Genomic DNA, 17,954 nt, shown 5'->3' with positions numbered 1-17,954 from the left:
CCCGCCCGGATCGCGTTAGGAGTTTGGCGCATGGAAAAGACCGCCTTCATCGAAAAGACCGGCGGGCCCGAGGTCATCCAGTGGCGTGACGAAGAACTACCGCCACCCGGCCCCGGTGAGGTACGGATGCGCCACCATGCGGTCGGGCTGAACTATATCGACACCTATCACCGCAGCGGGCTGTACCCGATCGACCTGCCGGGCAAGCTGGGCTCCGAAGCGGCGGGCATGGTCGAGGCGGTGGGCGAGGGCGTGACCGACTTTGCGGTCGGCGACCGGGTGGGCGTGTTCGGTCCGGCGCGCGGGGCCTATGCCACGGCGCGCAACGTCGCGGCCGATCTGCTCGTGCCGCTGCCCGATCATGTCGACGACCGGACGGCGGCGGCAATCCTGTTGAAGGGCGCGACGACGGCATTTCTGATCGAGGATTGCGCGAAGGTAGAATCGGGCTGGCCGGTGCTGGTCCATGCGGCGGCTGGCGGTGTCGGGCACCTTGCGGTCGGCTGGCTGAAGGCGATCGGCGCGACCGTCATTGCAAGTGTCGGCAGCGAGGCCAAGGCCGAGAAGGCGCTGGCCGCTGGGGCCGATCATGTCATCCTCAACCGGCAGGAGGATGTTGCGTCCCGCGTGCGCGAGATCACCGGCGGGCAGGGGGTGCCCGTGGTGCTCGACGGCGTGGGCAAGGCGACCTGGGAAGCCTCGCTGGGCAGCGCCGCCCGACGTGGGCTGGTGGTCAGCTTCGGCAATGCCTCGGGCGCGGTCGACGGCGTCAACCTCGGCATCCTGGCGGCCAAGGGCTCGTTGTTCGTCACCCGGCCGACCCTGTTCGACTATGCAGTGACGGCGGCGGAGAAGCGCAGCCTGATCGCGCGGGTCTTTGCCATGCTTGGAAAGGGCGCGATCACGCCGGAGATCGGCCAGAGCTTCGCGCTGACCGATGTGGCCGAGGCGCACCGGGCGATCGAGGCGGGGGAGACGGTGGGGAGTACGGTGTTGATTCCATGAGCGGGCAACAACGGATTCACCTGCCATCGGCACTTCGCTATCCTGCCGCCGACCCCATGCCTGGAGACCTTCGATGATCGCACTCCTGCCGCTCGCCCTGCTGGCCCTGCAGGCGGCCCCCGCCGCGCCGCCCGCACCCGCCACGACTGAAGCGCCCAAGCCCGTCATGGTCCGTGTCGCGATGCAGACCAGTCTCGGCCCCGTGGTCCTCGACCTCGACCGGACCCACGCGCCGATCACGACCGCCAATTTCCTGCGCTATGTCGACCAGCATCGGCTGGACGGCGTAACCTTCTACCGCTCGGTCCGCGTCGCGCCCGATTTCGGCTTCGTCCAGTTCGGTATCCAGAACGAGCCCAAGCGCATCCTGCCTCCGATCGCACATGAGCCGACGACCAAGACCGGCATCAAGCACCTGAACGGTACCATCTCGATCGCCCGGCTGGCTCCGGGCACGGCGCGCGGCGACTTCACCATCATGGTCGGCGACCAGCCCTCGCTCGATGCCGATCCCACCAAGCCCGGCGACAATCTGGGCTATGCCGCCTTTGGCCATGTCGTCGAGGGGATGGACGTGATTCACCAAATCCTCGACCAGCCCGCTGATCCCGCCAAGGGACCGTTCAAGGGCGAAATGTTGGCCGCGCCCGTGAAAATCCTATCGGCCAAACGGGTTGCGGCGACCTCGTGATATCGCACTGAAAGGATGGGGCGCGACGGTATCTCTCCGTCGCGCCCTGCCGATCAGAACTCGAAGTGAAGCGTACCGATGACCGTCCGGCCGTTGCCGAAGTTCAGCCAGCCCCCATTCGCGATCCGGGGCGCCGACCAGACATTGCTGTAATAGCGCTTGTCGAGCAGGTTGGTCACGTTGAGCTGGAAATAGGTCTTGGGCAGGCCGACCGCGCCCAGACCGATCTGCGCATCGAGGTCGACCAGCGTATAGCCAGCAGAGATCGCATCATTTTCATCGGTGATGAAGCGATCCCCGACATGCTTGGCCGAGACACCCAGGACGAGGCTGGGCAGGGTAATCTGCGCCCGGGTGCCATATTGCCAGTTGGGCGTATCGACCAACTGCTTGCCCTTGGTCGCGATCAGGATTGTCCCGGAACCGTCACCATTCAGCACATTGTCCCGGAGCGTCGACTTCAGGTAGGAGCCGAACCCGTAAAGCGACAACCAACGGGTTGGGGTGAGCGACAGGGTGGCGTCGATGCCCTTGCTGTCCACCCGCCCGACATTGCGGCTGGCGCTGATCGTACCACCGCCCTCCAGCGGCACGGTCACGTTGACGATGCGGTTGTCGTAGCGAATGAACCAGCCGCCTAGCTGAGCCTGTACGATGCCGTTGGTGTAACGCAGGCCGGTGTCGAAGGAGTCGGTACGCTCGGGAACCGCCTCCTTGTCCTTGAGCGAGATGACCTTGTCGTCATAGGAATAGATGTCGGTGCTGGGGGCCGAGAAGCCGCGGTTCCAGCTGGCATAGAGGCTGAGGGCGGGGACCATCTGCCACACCATGCCGATATTGGGCAGGAACGCACGGTATTCGCGAATACGGCCGGTATAGGGCGGGCCGAACTTGGCCGTGCGGCTGTCGGCCGCCACCTGCTGCGCGGACTGGGACGTGCAATAGGCTTCGCTCCCGCTTCCGGGGATCGTATAGCAGGCATTGCTCATGTTGCGGCGATAGAAGGCCGCGCGCAAACCGATGGTCAGCGACAGGCTGTCGTCGATCGGTCGCCCGCGATACTCGCCCGACAGCTGATGCAGGATCGAGTAAGTCAGGCGATTGCGCTTGTTGAGCGGCGCGCCTGCCGCATCCAATACCGCTGCGTCACCGCCGCCCAGGCCGCCGAAATAGGATTTGGGACGACCATCGGGGTACAGAAATCCCGCCTCGCCGGTCTGGCGGGTGCGCGCCCGATCCCAGGTATAGGCCAGACGAACCAGATTGGCCGCGTCTATGTCATAGCGCAGACCGGCAACCGCAATCAGGCGATGGGTCTGCGTGTTCGAAGGATAGAAGAGACGGACATAATCGAGCAGATCGCCATCGCCGTTCAAATCGCGACCCGCCGCGCGTCCTGCACCCATCCGCCCGAACTGGTTGCGCGAAACGCCTGACTGCGTGGCATTGGCATCGCTTTCGGCGAACACGTTGGAGCCGCCGCCATTGGCCAGCGTATAGCTGTACCCGCCGTCCGCCGTGAAGGTCAGGTGATCGCTCAACGTAAACAGGCTGTTGAAGCGGAGATTGCCGGTGTCGACTGGATTCACGTTGATCTGTCGCACATTGGTGCACAGACGTCGATCGTCCTGCACGGACCCGGCACCGGGGCTGGCGGAGGCCAGCGTGCACTCGTTCGAGTTGAAGAAGCCGCCCGTCGCCAGCACCTGGTCATATTGCTGTCGTGTCACGTCGACACGGACCGGATTTGCGGCCGTTGCCGTCTTGATCGGAAACGGGTTGCCGAGGATCGTATTGATCTGCGCGACCGATGGATTGCCATAGCCGGTGTTGCGATGCTGGTAGAAGAAACCCGCCAGCGACACGAAATCCTTGCCTGAGCCCAGTGGCTGGTAGATGCGGGCATTGTACTGGCTTTTGCGCACGATGGAGAACGGGAAGAGGTCGTAACGCTGGTTGCTGGCCGCCACCCAAGCCCGCGTGCCGCTCTGGTTCAGATCGCCGGTGTTGATCAGGCCGAAGACGCGGTTCATGTTGCCCCGCCCATGGGAATAGACGCCCATCGCGCTGACCTTGTCGGTTGGCATGATCGTCCGATAGTTGACCGTCCCGCCCGACGCGCTGGCCGATGGCGTGTCGACGTCGGTCGAGCCAAAGCCGACATTGACCGATTCGACCAGTTCGGGATCGACCTGCTGGGCGGAGTAAATGGCGTAGTTGCCCGCATCGTTCAGCGGCAAACCATCGAAGGTGAAGGCGATACGCGACTGGTCGAAGCCGCGGATGCGGATCGTGCCGCCATTGCCGCCATAAGGATCACTGGCGACATAGTTGACGCCGGGCACCATGTTGATCGCGTTGAAGATCGACTGACCGGGGACAGTATGCGCGATATAGTCCTGGGTGACGACCGCACGCGCCTTGGCCGAATTGGACATTTCGATGCCCGTGCCCGCCAATTTCTGGCCGGTGACGATGATGTCGTCTTCGGCGCGGTTCTCGGCCGCGATCGTTCCGGCTGTCTGAGCAATGGCGGTATGCGACGTGAACGCCATCAGGCACGCGCCGCCGAACCCGGCAGCGCGGATGATTTTCAATTTCATGCTTAGTCCCCACAGGCTTGGATTGGCCTTGGGGCAGCCCCCTAAAAGCGATCTGTGTCGCCTTTGTTGCAATTTTTATATGTAAAAATGAAAGCGCCTATATGCTCGCTTTGGTCCTATTCAGTCCGTTACAGGCGCGTCCGCAGTTACGAACGTGGGGGGCTTTTCGGCTTTATGATGCGATCCTGGTCATTTACGGGGCGGGATGGGCGCAAAAAGAAAGGGGCCTTGCGGCCCCTTTCCCCGTAGTGACATCGATCAGAGGCTGGATCAGCCGCTGTAATACATGTCGTATTCGACCGGGCTGGGGGTCATTTCCCAGCGCATCACTTCATGCATCTTCAACTCGATGTAGCTCTCGATCTGGTCCTTGGTGAACACGTCGCCCTTCAGCAGGAAGTCGTGGTCGGCGGCCAGCGAGTCGAGCGCTTCGCGGAGCGAACCGGCGACGGTCGGGACCTGGGCCAGCTCGGCGGGCGGCAGGTCGTACAGGTTCTTGTCCATCGCCTCGCCCGGATGGATCTTGTTCTGGATACCGTCCAGACCCGCCATCAGCAGCGCCGCATAAGCGAGATACGGGTTCGCCAGCGCGTCGGGGAAGCGCACTTCGACGCGCTTCGACTTCGGACCGGTGCCGTACGGGATGCGGCACGAGGCCGAGCGGTTGCGCGCCGAATAGGCGAGCAGCACGGGCGCTTCGTAACCCGGCACCAGACGCTTGTAGCTGTTGGTGGTCGGGTTGGTGAAGGCGTTCAGCGCCTTGGCATGCTTGATGACGCCGCCGATGAAATACAGACAGGTTTCCGACAGGCCAGCATAGCCGTTGCCGGCGAACAGCGGGGTCTTGCCTTCCCAGATCGAGAAGTGGGTGTGCATGCCCGAGCCGTTATCTTCCTTGATCGGCTTCGGCATGAAGGTCGCAGTCTTGCCATAGGCCTGCGCGACCTGATGCACGACATACTTGTAGATCTGCATGCGGTCGGCGGTCTGGGTCAGCGTGCCGAAGGTCATGCCCAGTTCGTGCTGCGCGGCGGCGACTTCGTGGTGGTGCTTGTCGCAGGGCAGGCCCATTTCGAGCATGGTCGAAACCATCTCGCCACGGATGTCGACGGCCGAGTCGACCGGCGCGACGGGGAAATAGCCGCCCTTGGCGCGCGGACGGTGGCCGAGATTGCCGCCCTCATATTCGCGGCCGGTGTTGGTCGGCAGCTCGATATCGTCGATCTTGAAGTAGGACGACGCATAGTTCGTGTCGAACTGGACGTTGTCGAACATGAAGAATTCGGCTTCCGGGCCGACATAGACGGTATCGCCGATGCCGGTGGTCTTCACGAACGCCTCGGCGCGCTTGGCGGTCGAGCGCGGATCGCGGGCATAGAGCTCGCCGGTCGACGGCTCGACGATGTCGCAGAACACGATCAGCATCGGGGTCGCCGAGAAGGGATCGGTGTACACGGCGTCGAGGTCGGGCTTCAGGACCATGTCCGACTCGTTGATCGCCTTCCAGCCCTCAATCGAGGAGCCGTCGAACATCAGGCCATCGGTCAGCTCGTCCTCACCCAGGATCGAGGCGACCATGGTCAGGTGCTGCCACTTGCCCTTGGGATCGGTGAAGCGCAGGTCGACCCACTCGATCTCTTCGTCCTTGATCTGCTTCAGGATATCGCTGGCCGTGTTCGCCATGTTCCGTTCTCTCTCTGCTTGGCCGCCCTCCGGCGAAAGGCCGGGGCCGGTGATACGTGTTTAGTCGGGCCGGATGTCGGCCCGGTGACGGATGAGTATGGGGTGCGTCAGATCGCCGCGTCGTCGCGTTCGCCCGTGCGGATGCGAAGCGCGGTTTCGACCGGGATCACGAAGATCTTGCCGTCGCCGATGCGGCCGGTCTGCGCGGCGGCGGCGATCGCCTCCACCACGCGTTCGGCCAGGCCGTCCTCGACCACCACTTCCAGCTTCACCTTCGGCAGGAAGTCGACGACATATTCGGCCCCGCGATAAAGCTCGGTATGGCCCTTCTGGCGGCCGAAGCCCTTCGCCTCGGTGACGGTGATGCCGGACACGCCAATTTCGTGCAGCGCTTCCTTCACCTCATCCAGCTTGAAGGGCTTGATGATCGCCTCAATCTTTTTCACGAGTCTGACTGTCCCCGATGGTGTTCGAACCCTCGCCCGACCGCCTGCGTAGCAGGGATCGTGCCAACTGCGTCGCCCTCGTGGAAGGGCAAGAAAATGGTAAGGATTGCGCCCGAAAAGCGGGCAAGATGCCGTGTGCTGCTCAATTTATGGGCAGCGATCACAGGATGGCCCGGACGGTTTCGGAAGGTCGGGCAAGCACGACGCCCTTGTCGGTCTCGACCAGCGGTCGCTGGATCAGGATCGGGTCCGCGATCATCGCGGCGAGAACGGTTGCGTCATCCGCCTCCAGCAGCGGCACTGCCCCGGCCTCGGTCTTGCGCAGTCCGTCGCGTGGCGAAATCCCGGCCTTTGCATAAAGGCGGCGGAGCGTGTCAGCGGATGGCGGGGTCTTGAGATATTCGACGATCGTGACGTCGGCCCCTGCTTCGTTCAACAGGGCCAGCGTCTGGCGGGAGGTGCCGCAGCGCGGATTGTGATAGATGGTCGCATGAATGGCCATGGACGATCTATGCGCCCGGCCGCTGCGAAAGCCAAGCTCGCGATAGGCGGAACGAGCGGGATGAACCCACGGTCCATCCCGCTACGCCGAGCCTGCTCGACGACCGGCCGCGTCGCGCAAACGTGCGGCGACCGCTGGACGATGTTTTCCATGACGAAGGGGACAGGAGTGGCTCGCGCCATCCCTGTCCCCTTCGATAACTTCGGATGTCGCGGACCGGTTCAGGCGTCCTGCTTGCCCAGCCACTCCTCCAGCCACTTGATCGTATAGTCGCCCTTCTGGAACTCCGGATCGTCCAACAGCGCCTGATGCAGCGGGATGGTGGTCTTCATGCCCTCGATCACGAACTCGTTGAGCGCGCGACGCAGGCGACGCAGCGCGCCTTCGCGGGTCGTGCCGTAGACGATCAGCTTGGCGATCATGCTGTCGTAATAAGGCGGGACCTTATAGCCCTGGTACAGGCCGCTATCGACGCGGACATGCATGCCGCCCGGTGCGTGATACATCTTCACCGTGCCCGGCGAAGGTGCGAAGGTGCGCGGGTCTTCCGCGTTGATGCGGCACTCGATCGCGTGGCCGCGGAACTGCACGTCCTGCTGGCGCAGGGTCAGCGGATGACCCTCGGCCACGCGGATCTGCTCGCGCACCAGGTCCAGGCCGGTGATCATCTCGGTGACGGGATGTTCGACCTGAAGGCGGGTGTTCATTTCGATGAAATAGAACTCACCGTCTTCCCACAGGAACTCGATCGTGCCCGCGCCGCGATAGCCCATATCGGCCATCGCCTTGGCCACGACGCCGCCCATGCGTGCGCGCTCCTCGGCCGTGATGATCGGCGAGGGGGCTTCCTCCAGCACCTTCTGGTGGCGGCGCTGGAGCGAGCAGTCGCGCTCGCCCAGATGGATTGCCTGGCCGTTGCCGTCGCCGAACACCTGGAATTCGATATGCCGGGGATTGCCCAGATATTTTTCCATGTAGACGGTCGAGTCGCCGAAGGCAGCCTTCGCCTCCGAACCGGCCTGTTGCATCAGCGTTTCGAGCTGGTCTTCGGAGGACACGACCTTCATGCCGCGTCCGCCGCCGCCCGAGGCCGCCTTGATGATGACCGGATAGCCGATCTTGGTGGCGAGCGCCTTGGCCTCCTCGAGGTCCGAGATCGCGCCGTCCGAACCGGGGACGAGCGGCAGGCCGAGCGCCCCGGCGGTGCGCTTGGCCTCGACCTTGTCACCCATCACCCGGATATGCTCGGGCTTGGGGCCAACGAAGATCAGGCCGTGCGCTTCGACGATCTCGGCGAACTTGGCGTTCTCCGAGAGGAAGCCGTAACCCGGATGGATCGCGTCCGCGCCCGAAATCTCGGCGGCCGAGATGATGTTGGGGATGTTGAGATAGCTGTCGGTGGCCGCAGGCGGACCGATGCACACCGCCTGGTCGGCGAGGCGCACATGCATGGCATCGGCGTCGGCCGTGGAGTGCACGGCGACGGTCTCGATCCCCATTTCGTGACAGGCGCGGTGGATGCGAAGCGCAATCTCACCGCGATTGGCGATCAGGAGTTTCTTGATCTGCGCCAAGGCGGCTTACTCGACGACGACCAGGGGCTGGTCGAACTCGACCGGCTGGCCGTTCTCGACCAGGACGGCGGTGACGGTGCCCGCCTGGGTCGCGGTGATCGGGTTCATCACCTTCATGGCTTCCACGATCAGCAGCGTGTCACCGGCGGCGACCTTCTGGCCCACCGAGGCGAAGGGCTTGGCGCCCGGCTCGGCCGACAGATAGACGGTGCCGACCATCGGCGACTTCACGGCGTTGGCCGAGACGGCCGGGGCCGAGGCGCCGACTTCCGCAGCGGCGGGAGCAACGGGCGCAGCCGCCGCCGGGGCAGGGGGCGCCACAGGCGCGGGCGCATAGGCCATCTGGGCCACGGCCGCCGCCTTGCGCGCGACGCGGATCTTGCGGTCGCCATGCTCGACCTCGATCTCGGTCAGGGCGGTGGCGTCGAGCAGCTCGGCGAGCTGACGGACGAGGTCGACATCGACCTTCATCGCTTGTTCAGTCTTTTCGGTCATGGGACGCGCTCCTGTCAGAACCGGGCCGCGGCTTCAAGCGCGAGCAGATAGGATTGCGCGCCAAAACCGGCAATTGTGCCTTTTGCGGCACGCCCGATATAGCTTTCATGGCGGAAAACCTCCCGCGCATGGGGGTTGGAAAGGTGAACCTCGATCACCGGCGTCGTCACCGACTTGATCGCGTCGTGAATCGCGATCGAGGTGTGGGTGAAGCCGCCGGCATTGAGCAGCACGGCCTTCGCCTCATAGGCCTGGGCCTCGTGCAGCCAGTCGATCAGATGGCCTTCATGGTTGGACTGGCGCATGTCGATCTCCAGGTCGAGCTCGCGGGCCCGATCCTCCAGCATCCCGGCAATATCGTCCAGCGTGTCATGGCCGTATATATGCGGCTCGCGCATACCCAGCAGGTTCAGGTTCGGCCCGTTGAGGACATAAACGGTCGCGGGCATCGGCACTCCCATGGTTGCGGCTCGGGGTGGCCGGGCCTAGATCGAGGGCCTTCCTTAACCGCTTGCCCACCTCTCCGTCGAGCGGGCAGCGACTGCATGGTAAGTGACACACATATGCCCCACACCGATGGAACCGTGACGATCACCGTGAATGGCGAGCATAAGCGGGTGCCTGCGGGCCTGTCGCTCGCCGATCTGGCGAGCCAGCTGGGGCTGGTGCCCGAAAAGGTGGCGGTGGAGCGCAATCTGGAGGTCGTGCCCCGCTCGACGCTGGCGCAGGTGCAGGTGGAGGATGGCGACGAGATCGAGATCGTGCACTTCGTCGGCGGCGGCGACCATGCGGCGCCGGTCGTCGAGGATGATTCGTGGGAGGTCGCGGGGCAGCGTTTCCGCTCGCGCCTGATCGTCGGCACGGGCAAGTACAAGGACTTCGCGCAGAATGCGGCGGCGGTCGAAGCCTCCGGCGCGGAGATCGTCACGGTTGCGGTGCGCCGGGTGAACGTGTCGGACCGCAACGCGCCGATGCTGACCGATTTCATCGACCCCAAGAAGATCACCTATCTGCCCAACACGGCGGGCTGCTTCACGGCCGAGGATGCGATCCGCACGCTCCGCCTAGCGCGCGAGGCGGGCGGCTGGGACCTGGTCAAGCTGGAGGTGCTGGGCGAGGCGAAGACGCTCTACCCGGACATGTATGAGACGCTGCGGGCGACAGAAGTGCTGGCCAAGGAAGGCTTCAAGCCGATGGTCTATTGCGTTGACGATCCCATTGCGGCGAAGCGGCTGGAGGATGTCGGCGCGGTCGCGATCATGCCGTTGGGTGCGCCGATCGGGTCGGGGCTGGGCATCCAGAACAAGGTCACGATTCGCCTGATCGTCGAAGGCGCGAAGGTGCCGGTGCTGGTCGATGCCGGGGTCGGCACCGCGTCCGAGGCGGCGGTGGCGATGGAGCTGGGCTGTGACGGGGTACTGATGAACACCGCGATTGCTGAGGCCAAGGACCCGGTGCTGATGGCTCGCGCGATGAAGGCCGGGGTCGAGGCGGGGCGCATGGCGTATCGCGCCGGGCGGATGGGAATGCGGCGCTATGCCGACCCGTCGAGCCCGCTGGCGGGCCTGATCTGACGTTAATTTCAGGGAACTTGCCGCGTAACGAAGTGTTTTGTCTTCGAGTGTTCAACGGGATCGCTTTGATCCCCAGTAATGGAGGCCCCCATGGGTGAACTCGTCGACAAGATCAAGGGCAACGTCAACGAACTGGTTGGCAAGGCCAAGGAAGCCATTGGCGAACACAACCATGACGAAAAGCTGCAAGCCGAGGGCGAAGCCCAGCAGCTGGAAGGCAAGGGCCAGCAGATGAAGGGTTCGGTGAAGGGCGCTCTTGGCGACAACATCTGAACCTGCTAATCGTTTCTGACTAAAGCAATCAGCAACGAACTTGCCGCCCCGGATTACTCCGGGGCGGTTTTGTTTTGTCTATGTTTGATCCGGTCATGCAATCGATTTCTGCTTGGATCGCCTTGGCAGCGTGGAAACGGTTTTGTGAGCGTTATTAGTCTGTTGGGTAGAAGCTTCCGTCGTCCGGCCCGCTTGTTCCGTACACGCTATGCCGGCTTGACCGGGCTCTGCCCCTCCGCCTAACGCTTGCCGCATTATAGGGAGGACGCCCATGCAGAAGCTCTATTCCGACGCGGCCGCCGCGCTCGACGGCCTGCTCCATGACGGCATGACGATCTGCGCCGGGGGCTTCGGCCTGTGCGGTATCCCGGAGCGGCTGATCGACGCGATCGAGGCCGCGGGAGTCAAGGACCTGACCATCGCCAGCAACAATGCCGGGATCGACGGCGTGGGGCTGGGCAAGCTGCTCCGCTCGCATCAGGTCAAGAAGATGATCTCCTCCTATGTCGGCGAGAACAAGGAGTTCGAGCGGCAATATCTGAGCGGCGAGCTGGAGGTCGAGTTCTGTCCGCAAGGGACGCTCGCCGAGCGTTGCCGGGCAGGGGGTGCGGGCATTCCCGGCTTCTATACCAAGACCGGCGTCGGCACGAAGGTGGCCGAAGGCAAGGAAGTGAAGAGCTTCGACGGCGAGGATTACATCCTGGAGCGCGGTATTCGCGCCGACCTGTCGATCATCAAGGGGTGGAAGGCCGACGAGGCCGGGAACCTGATCTTCCGCAAGACCGCGCGCAACTTCAACCAGCCGATGGCGACGGCGGGGCGCATCTGTGTCGCCGAGGTCGAAGAGGTGGTGCCGGTGGGCAGCCTCGACCCCGATCAGATCCATTTGCCCGGGATTTACGTGAAGCGGATGATCGTCGGCGCGCCGTATGAGAAGAAGATCGAGTTCCGCACGGTGCGCGAGCGGGTTTGACGGTTAGGGCAGGGGGTGGGTCGGGCCCTCCCCCCGGCCCCCTCCCGCCTGCGGGAGGGGGAGCGCGCTTGGCGGACATTGGGGGCGTAAACGCATGTTGAGAAAGCAAGACAGTCGCCAAATAACCTCTCCCCTCCCGCAGGCGGGAGGGGCTGGGGGAGGGCTCCCCGGCCTGAGGCTGGGCGCCGCACTCGCCGCCGCCCTGACCCTATCCGGCTGCGTCGTCGCGGTCGGCAACAACAGCCCCGCACCCCCACCACCCGCCACCAACCCCAAGCTGGCCGGGATGCAATATCTCTACGGCTCGGCCGAAGCCGATGCGATCTCGCGCCAGGCATGGAACGCACTCGTCACCTATGCCGCAGACCGCGTTCGTCGTCCGCAGTCCGACAGCGTCGTACTGGCGCAGGGCGCGACGCTGAACGATCCGCGCTTCGTATCCTGCGCAGGCAAGCGCCCGGCGGCGGTGTTCGACGTCGATGAGACGGTCCTCCTCAACTTGGGCTTCGAGCAGGACGACCTGACCGGCCGCGCCGATCGCGCCTTTCCCGGCCGCTGGAACGCCTGGGAGCAGAGCGATGGCCATGCCGTCCTGCCCACGCCCGGCGCGGCGGCGGCGATCGCTGACTTGCGGACCATGGGCGTGACCGTGATCTTCAACACCAATCGCGACGACGCCGCTGGCGCGGCCCGCGCGATCGACGCGGCGGGGTTGGGCCCGGCGGTGCATGGCGACACGCTGTTCGTCCGCACCGACACCCCTACCGGCGACAATAAGGACGCGCGGCGCTGGCGGATCGCCGATCGCTATTGCGTGATCGCGATGGGCGGCGACCAGCTCGGCGATTTCAGCGACCTGTTCAACACGCCGGCCAGCGTCGCGGAGCGTCGCGCCCGGGCGGATAGCCCGCGTGTCGCCGCCTTGTGGGGGCGTGGCTGGTTCGTTTTTCCGAACCCCGTCTATGGCAAGGCGCTGAAGGGTACGCCCGACGACATCTTCCCCGCCGACCGGCGGTGGCATCCGACAGGAGAGCAATGAGCATGGCCTGGACCCGCGACGAAATGGCCGCCCGTGCGGCCAAGGAGCTGAAGGACGGCTTCTATGTGAATCTCGGCATCGGCATCCCGACACTGGTGGCCAACCATATCCCGCAAGGGGTTGAGGTCACGCTGCAATCCGAAAACGGGATGCTGGGCATCGGGCCGTTCCCCTATGATGATGAGGTCGATCCTGACCTGATCAATGCGGGCAAGCAAACGATCAGCGAGTTGCCGCACTCGGTCTATTTTTCGTCCGCCGACAGCTTCGCGATGATCCGGGGCGGGCATATCGACCTGACCGTGCTGGGCGCGATGGAAGTGTCCGAAGGGGGCGACATCGCCAACTGGATGATCCCCGGCAAGATGATCAAGGGCATGGGCGGGGCGATGGATCTGGTCGCGGGCGTCAAGAAGATCATCGTCGTCATGGAGCACAACGCCAAGGACGGCAGTCCGAAGTTCATCCCGGAATGCACCCTGCCGCTGACCGGGCGCAACGTCGTCGACATGATCGTCACCGATCTGGCGGTGTTCCAGCGTCCCGACCATGACAGCCTGTTCCGGCTGGTCGAATGCGCGCCGGGCGTGACCGCCGACGAGGTGGCGGCGAAGACCACGGCCAAGTTCGAGCGCTGATGGCCTATACGCTCGTCACCGCGAACCGGAATTATTCCAGCTGGTCGCTGCGTCCCTGGCTGCTGATGAAGGCGCTCGGGATCGCCTTCACAGACTGGATCGAGCCGTTCGCGGCGGCGGAGAATTACGAGGCGTTCCGCGCCTTCTCCCCGACGGGCCAAGTGCCGGTGCTACTCGATGGCGAGCGGACGGTATGGGACTCGCTGGGCATCACGCTGTATTTGGCCGAACGGCATCCGGGTGTCTGGCCGGAGGACGAGGCGGCGCGCGCCTGGGCGATGTGTGCGGTGGCCGAGATGCATGGCGGCTTTGGCGCGCTCCGCGCCGAGCGGACGATGAATATCGGCGTGCGGGTGGACGCTAAGCCGCCGTCACCCCGGCTGGAGCGCGATGTCGCGCGGCTGGCGGAATTATGGAGCGAGGGGCTGTCGCGGTTCGGCGGGCCTTGGCTGGCAGGCGCGCGCTTCTCGGCAGTCGATGCGTTTTACGCGCCGGTGGCGTTTCGGGTGCGGACCTATGCCATCGATGTCGGCGCGGCTGGTGCTACCTGGGTCGAGACGCTGCTCGCGCACCCGGCGGCGCAGGACTGGGAGGCTCAGGCCTTAGCGGAGACGTGGCGCGACCCCGATCATGAGATCGAGCTGGCCGAATGCGGCGGCGTGACTCAAGACTTCCGCGCGTGAGCAAAACCCTCCTTCGAGAGGCAAATTCGCTACCGAAGCGAAATAAGATTACGCTTCGCCTTTGCCTTTCGCACCTTTTCGGATAACAGCGCCCCCATCATGGCCCAACGACCCCAGACTCTGTACGAGAAGATCTGGGCCGCGCACGTTGTCGAACGGCGGCCCGATGGCACCTGCCTCATCTATATCGACCGCCACCTCGTCCATGAGGTGACGAGCCCGCAGGCGTTCGAGGGGCTACGCGCCGCCGGGCGCAAGGTACGGCGGCCCGAGCTGACGCTGGCGGTGCCCGATCACAACCTGCCGACGACGCCGCGCAAGGACGCGAACGGCAAGCTCCTGCCCATCGCCGACCCGGAAAGCGCGCAGCAGTTGGACGCGCTTCGTCGCAACACCGCCGAGTTTGGTGTCGATTATATCGATGCGACGGCGGCGGCGCAGGGTATCGTCCATGTCGTCGGGCCGGAACAGGGCTTCACCCTGCCGGGCACGACATTGGTGTGCGGCGACAGCCATACCTCGGCACACGGCGCGCTGGGCGCGCTGGCCTTCGGCATCGGCACGTCGGAGGTCGAGCATGTGCTGGCGACCCAGACGTTGCTGCTGTCGCCGTCCAAGACGATGGAAGTGCGCGTCGATGGCGTGCTGGGCCACGGCGTGTCGGCCAAGGACGTCGTGCTGGCCATCATCGGCAAGATCGGTGCGGCGGGCGGGACCGGCCATGTCATCGAATTCACCGGCAGCGTCATCCGCAACCTGTCGGTTGAAGGGCGCCTGACCATCGCCAACATGTCGATCGAAGGCGGCGCGCGGGCGGGCCTGATCGCGCCGGACGAGACGACCTTCGCCTATCTGAAGGGCCGCCCCATGGCCCCCCAGGGCGAGGATTGGGAGAAGGCCGTCGCTTGGTGGCGGACGCTGCCGACCGATCCGGGGGCGGTGTATGACAAGGTCGTGACGCTGGACGCCGCCGACATCGCGCCGAACCTGACCTGGGGCACCAGCCCCGAGGATGTGGTGCCGATCACCGGCGTGGTTCCCGATCCCGACAGCTTCGCCGATCCGTCCAAGCGCGAAGCGGCGCGCAAGTCGCTCGACTATATGGGCCTGACCCCCGGCACCGCGATGCAGGATGTCGCGATCCAGCATGTCTTTATCGGCAGCTGCACCAACAGCCGGATCGAGGATCTGCGCGCCGCCGCCGCCGTGGCGCGCGACCGCCGCGTGGCCGACGGCGTCCGTGCGCTGGTCGTGCCGGGCTCGGGTCTGGTCAAGCGTCAGGCCGAGGCCGAGGGGTTGGACCAGGTGTTCGTGCAGGCGGGCTTCGAGTGGCGCGAGCCGGGTTGCTCGATGTGCCTTGCCATGAACCCCGACAAGGTGCCGCCGGGCGAGCGCTGTGCCTCCACGTCGAACCGCAATTTCGTCGGGCGGCAGGGGCCGGGGGCGCGTACGCACCTGCTTTCCCCCGCGATGGCGGCGGCGGCGGCCGTGACCGGGCGCCTTTTCGATGTTAGAGAGTTGAATGTCCACGACGTCGATCGTGAAGACGCATAACAGGGACGGCAGGGGTAGCATCATGAAGCACGTATTGGTCATGCTCGTCACCGGCGCGGTGCTGTGCGGCGCGGCTGCCTATGCCGCCGGGGTTGCCTCGCGCCCCGCCACGGCCGAGCAGCGACCCGCCCCGACGCGCTGAACAGGGCAGGATCGACGCATGAATCCGGTCACGACCGTCTCGGGCACGGCCTATCCCTGGGGTGCCAAGAATATCGACACCGACGTCATCATCCCGGCGCATTGGTTGAAGACCATCACCCGCGCCGGTCTGGGGCGTGGCGCGTTCGAGACGGTGCGGGCGCAGCCGGGTAATATCTTCGACGATCCGCGTTATGCGGGGGCGCCGATCCTGATCGCGGGCGACAATTTCGGTTGCGGGTCCAGCCGCGAACATGCCGCCTGGGCGCTGGCCGATATGGGCATCCAGGCGGTGATCGCGCCGAGTTTCTCGGACATCTTCTCGGGCAATGCCTTCAAGAACGGCATCGTACCGGTGGTCCTGCCGCAGGAAGCGGTCGACCGTCTTCTGGAGGTGGCGAAGGACCAGCCTATCACCGTCGATCTGGAAACGATGAGCGTCACGACGCCCTATCAGGATCGTTTCCCTTTCGAGCTGGACCCGTTTCGTCGCGAATGCCTGATGAAGGGGCTGGACGAAGTAGGGCTGACCCTGGCGCGGGACGAAGCCATCGGCCGGTTCGAGGGCGAGATGGCGGCAGGGCGCCCCTGGGTCGAGGGGCGGGCGCGGCTGACGGCGGCGCTGTCCTGATTTTCCTTTTACCGCCCTTGGTTACAGGGCGAAGGCGACGACACCTGCGATCAAGGCCCAGAGGACCAACGATGCCAACAGGCCGTTGACCAAGCCAGCCACCGGTGCGGGTGGAGCCATGTCATAGCTGCGGGCAACCTCGCGGTTTTTCGGGAAATGCTCGTGACGCATCGCTCTCTCCTGCCGATCGGCCCCGGCTCGTAAGGGCGGCCAGTCGTCCGATCACTGCGTTGCTTACAGTACGAGCGAGCGATACGCTATGTTCCCGTTTCGGCCGGTGGGAATTTGCGGCGCGCGATAACGACGCAGCGGCGCATTGGTTGCACCTGCGCGGCGTCATGCCTATTTCGGGCGTCTAACGTGATGACTGGCGAAGCCCCGCGGGGCTGGGGGATAGCGGACCGATGACGAGTTTCGATGATCGCAGGAAGGGGTTCGAGGCCAAGTTCGTGGCCGACCAGGACATGATGTTCCGCATCACGGCCCGGCGCAATCGGCTGGTCGCGCAATGGGCGGCCGAACGCATGAAGCTGACCCCCGCCGAAACCGATGCCTATGCCAAGGCGGTTGTCCAGGTCGATTTCGAGGAAGCCGGTGATGAGGATGTCATCCGCAAACTGCTGGGCGACCTGACCGCTGCCGGGATCGATGTCGGGGAGGCCGAGGTCCGTCGTGCGCTCGACGAGCAGCAGGTCGAGGCGCGCCGCCAGCTGATCGAGAGCCGCTGATCATGCCGATGGCCGCCGACGATATCGCCGCGATGATCCGCACCGCCATTCCCGATGCCGAGGTCCAGATCACCGACCTAGCCGGGGACGGCGATCACTATGCCGCCCATGTGGTTGCCGCCAGCTTTGCGGGCATGAGCCGCGTCGCGCGCACCCGCGCCGTCTATGCCGCGCTGGGCGGGCGCATGGGGGGCGAGCTCCACGCGCTGCAACTGACCACGGCGGTTCCGGCCGCCTGACCCGTTTTCCTTCGAGGATGAATGACATGACCGACGATACGAACGCGCGGATCGACGCGCTGGTGAAGGACAATGCCGTCCTGCTGTTCATGAAGGGCACGCCGCTCTTCCCGCAATGCGGTTTCTCCAGCCGCGCTGTGGCGATCCTGAACCATCTGGATGTGCCGTTCGAGAGCGTCGACGTTCTTCAGGACCAGGGTATCCGCCAAGGCATCAAGGCCTATTCGGACTGGCCGACCATCCCGCAGCTCTATGTAAAGGGCGAGTTCGTCGGCGGTTCGGACATCATGATGGAGATGTACGAAAGCGGCGAACTGGCCGAGCTGGTCCAGGATGTGAAGACCGCGTGACCGGTCGACGGTTGTAAGATTGAAAAGGGGGCTGGACCACGATCCGGCCCCTTTTTTTATTCCTCCCCTGCAAGGGGAGGGGGACCGCCGCGAAGTGGTGGTGGAGGGGTGTCCCCGCTGGCCGTGAACCCC

Annotated in this window: 21 protein-coding genes; 13 read left to right on the top strand and 8 right to left on the bottom strand. The window is 64.7% G+C overall.

Features of this window, described 5'->3' with window-relative positions:
• Nucleotides 1-30: 30 nt before the first annotated feature.
• Both SSA01S_RS07190 and SSA01S_RS07185 read left to right on the top strand, forming a co-directional pair.
• Nucleotides 31-1,005, top strand: a complete 975-nt coding sequence (locus tag SSA01S_RS07190; protein ID WP_061779832.1) for a quinone oxidoreductase family protein — start codon at nucleotides 31-33, stop codon at nucleotides 1,003-1,005.
• 73 nt (nucleotides 1,006-1,078) lie between these two features.
• Nucleotides 1,079-1,696: a peptidylprolyl isomerase gene (locus SSA01S_RS07185; protein WP_061779831.1), complete on the top strand. Its 618-nt coding sequence runs from the start codon at nucleotides 1,079-1,081 to the stop codon at nucleotides 1,694-1,696.
• Between the two features lie 53 nt (nucleotides 1,697-1,749).
• Here SSA01S_RS07185 and SSA01S_RS07180 read toward each other — a convergent pair whose 3' ends face one another.
• The 7 genes from SSA01S_RS07180 to aroQ form a co-directional block, all read right to left on the bottom strand.
• Entirely contained in the window at nucleotides 1,750-4,299 is a 2,550-nt protein-coding gene (locus tag SSA01S_RS07180) for a TonB-dependent receptor (RefSeq protein ID WP_061779830.1), read from the bottom strand.
• A 270-nt stretch (nucleotides 4,300-4,569) separates the two neighbouring features.
• Complete coding sequence (gene glnA, locus SSA01S_RS07175) at nucleotides 4,570-5,982, bottom strand: type I glutamate--ammonia ligase (protein ID WP_042490094.1); 1,413 nt, start codon at nucleotides 5,980-5,982, stop codon at nucleotides 4,570-4,572.
• A 107-nt stretch (nucleotides 5,983-6,089) separates the two neighbouring features.
• Nucleotides 6,090-6,428, bottom strand: coding sequence for a P-II family nitrogen regulator (locus tag SSA01S_RS07170; RefSeq protein ID WP_007405799.1), 339 nt, complete (start codon nucleotides 6,426-6,428; stop codon nucleotides 6,090-6,092).
• A gap of 160 nt (nucleotides 6,429-6,588) precedes the next feature.
• Complete coding sequence (gene arsC, locus SSA01S_RS07165) at nucleotides 6,589-6,924, bottom strand: arsenate reductase (glutaredoxin) (protein ID WP_061779880.1); 336 nt, start codon at nucleotides 6,922-6,924, stop codon at nucleotides 6,589-6,591.
• Between the two features lie 227 nt (nucleotides 6,925-7,151).
• Nucleotides 7,152-8,504, bottom strand: coding sequence for an acetyl-CoA carboxylase biotin carboxylase subunit (accC, locus tag SSA01S_RS07160; RefSeq protein WP_061779829.1), 1,353 nt, complete (start codon nucleotides 8,502-8,504; stop codon nucleotides 7,152-7,154).
• 6 nt (nucleotides 8,505-8,510) lie between these two features.
• Complete coding sequence (gene accB / locus SSA01S_RS07155; protein ID WP_061779828.1) at nucleotides 8,511-8,999, bottom strand: acetyl-CoA carboxylase biotin carboxyl carrier protein; 489 nt, start codon at nucleotides 8,997-8,999, stop codon at nucleotides 8,511-8,513.
• Nucleotides 9,000-9,013: 14 nt separating this feature from the next.
• Nucleotides 9,014-9,448, bottom strand: coding sequence for a type II 3-dehydroquinate dehydratase (gene aroQ / locus SSA01S_RS07150; protein WP_058717945.1), 435 nt, complete (start codon nucleotides 9,446-9,448; stop codon nucleotides 9,014-9,016).
• A 114-nt stretch (nucleotides 9,449-9,562) separates the two neighbouring features.
• Here aroQ and thiS point away from each other — a divergent pair, with 114 nt between their 5' ends.
• The 8 genes from thiS (at nucleotide 9,563) to leuD (ending at nucleotide 16,505) form a co-directional block, all read left to right on the top strand.
• Nucleotides 9,563-10,573 (top strand): sulfur carrier protein ThiS, encoded by a 1,011-nt coding sequence (thiS, locus tag SSA01S_RS07145; RefSeq protein ID WP_082678473.1) that lies wholly within the window; start codon nucleotides 9,563-9,565, stop codon nucleotides 10,571-10,573.
• Nucleotides 10,574-10,663: 90 nt separating this feature from the next.
• Nucleotides 10,664-10,846 (top strand): CsbD family protein, encoded by a 183-nt coding sequence (locus tag SSA01S_RS07140; protein ID WP_061779879.1) that lies wholly within the window; start codon nucleotides 10,664-10,666, stop codon nucleotides 10,844-10,846.
• Between the two features lie 271 nt (nucleotides 10,847-11,117).
• Nucleotides 11,118-11,819: a CoA transferase subunit A gene (locus SSA01S_RS07135; protein ID WP_061779827.1), complete on the top strand. Its 702-nt coding sequence runs from the start codon at nucleotides 11,118-11,120 to the stop codon at nucleotides 11,817-11,819.
• Nucleotides 11,820-11,913: 94 nt separating this feature from the next.
• A complete protein-coding gene (locus SSA01S_RS07130) occupies nucleotides 11,914-12,858 on the top strand; it encodes an HAD family acid phosphatase (RefSeq protein ID WP_082794978.1) in 945 nt (314 codons plus the stop codon).
• 2 nt (nucleotides 12,859-12,860) lie between these two features.
• On the top strand, nucleotides 12,861-13,496 hold the full coding sequence (locus SSA01S_RS07125) for a CoA transferase subunit B (protein WP_061779826.1): 636 nt from the start codon (nucleotides 12,861-12,863) through the stop codon (nucleotides 13,494-13,496).
• On the top strand, nucleotides 13,496-14,179 hold the full coding sequence (locus SSA01S_RS07120) for a glutathione S-transferase family protein (protein ID WP_061779825.1): 684 nt from the start codon (nucleotides 13,496-13,498) through the stop codon (nucleotides 14,177-14,179). The genes SSA01S_RS07125 and SSA01S_RS07120 overlap by 1 nt, the downstream gene beginning before the upstream one ends.
• 99 nt (nucleotides 14,180-14,278) lie before the next feature.
• Nucleotides 14,279-15,733, top strand: coding sequence for a 3-isopropylmalate dehydratase large subunit (gene leuC, locus SSA01S_RS07115; RefSeq protein ID WP_061779824.1), 1,455 nt, complete (start codon nucleotides 14,279-14,281; stop codon nucleotides 15,731-15,733).
• A gap of 160 nt (nucleotides 15,734-15,893) precedes the next feature.
• The gene (gene leuD, locus SSA01S_RS07110; RefSeq protein WP_061779823.1) at nucleotides 15,894-16,505 is read left to right on the top strand and encodes a 3-isopropylmalate dehydratase small subunit; all 612 of its coding nucleotides are present in this window, start codon (nucleotides 15,894-15,896) and stop codon (nucleotides 16,503-16,505) included.
• 21 nt (nucleotides 16,506-16,526) lie between these two features.
• Here leuD and SSA01S_RS19440 read toward each other — a convergent pair whose 3' ends face one another.
• Nucleotides 16,527-16,676: a hypothetical protein gene (locus tag SSA01S_RS19440; RefSeq protein ID WP_156477700.1), complete on the bottom strand. Its 150-nt coding sequence runs from the start codon at nucleotides 16,674-16,676 to the stop codon at nucleotides 16,527-16,529.
• Nucleotides 16,677-16,909: 233 nt separating this feature from the next.
• On the opposite strand from SSA01S_RS19440, the gene SSA01S_RS07105 reads away from it, so the two are divergent.
• The 3 genes from SSA01S_RS07105 to grxD are packed head-to-tail and all read left to right on the top strand — an operon-like array spanning nucleotide 16,910 to nucleotide 17,822.
• Nucleotides 16,910-17,233 (top strand): DUF1476 domain-containing protein, encoded by a 324-nt coding sequence (locus tag SSA01S_RS07105; RefSeq protein WP_061779822.1) that lies wholly within the window; start codon nucleotides 16,910-16,912, stop codon nucleotides 17,231-17,233.
• A gap of 2 nt (nucleotides 17,234-17,235) precedes the next feature.
• Complete coding sequence (locus SSA01S_RS07100; RefSeq protein WP_058717554.1) at nucleotides 17,236-17,472, top strand: BolA/IbaG family iron-sulfur metabolism protein; 237 nt, start codon at nucleotides 17,236-17,238, stop codon at nucleotides 17,470-17,472.
• A 26-nt stretch (nucleotides 17,473-17,498) separates the two neighbouring features.
• Nucleotides 17,499-17,822 carry a Grx4 family monothiol glutaredoxin gene (gene grxD / locus SSA01S_RS07095; protein ID WP_056439494.1) on the top strand — a complete coding sequence of 108 codons (324 nt, stop codon included), beginning with the start codon at nucleotides 17,499-17,501 and terminating at the stop codon, nucleotides 17,820-17,822.
• The last annotated feature ends 132 nt before the right edge of the window (nucleotides 17,823-17,954 follow it).

It is taken from the genome of Sphingomonas sanguinis NBRC 13937, assembly GCF_001591005.1.
Taxonomy (GTDB): domain Bacteria; phylum Pseudomonadota; class Alphaproteobacteria; order Sphingomonadales; family Sphingomonadaceae; genus Sphingomonas; species Sphingomonas sanguinis.
Note: the sequence above shows the minus strand (reverse complement) of the source record. Positions and strands in the feature narration are given on the sequence as shown.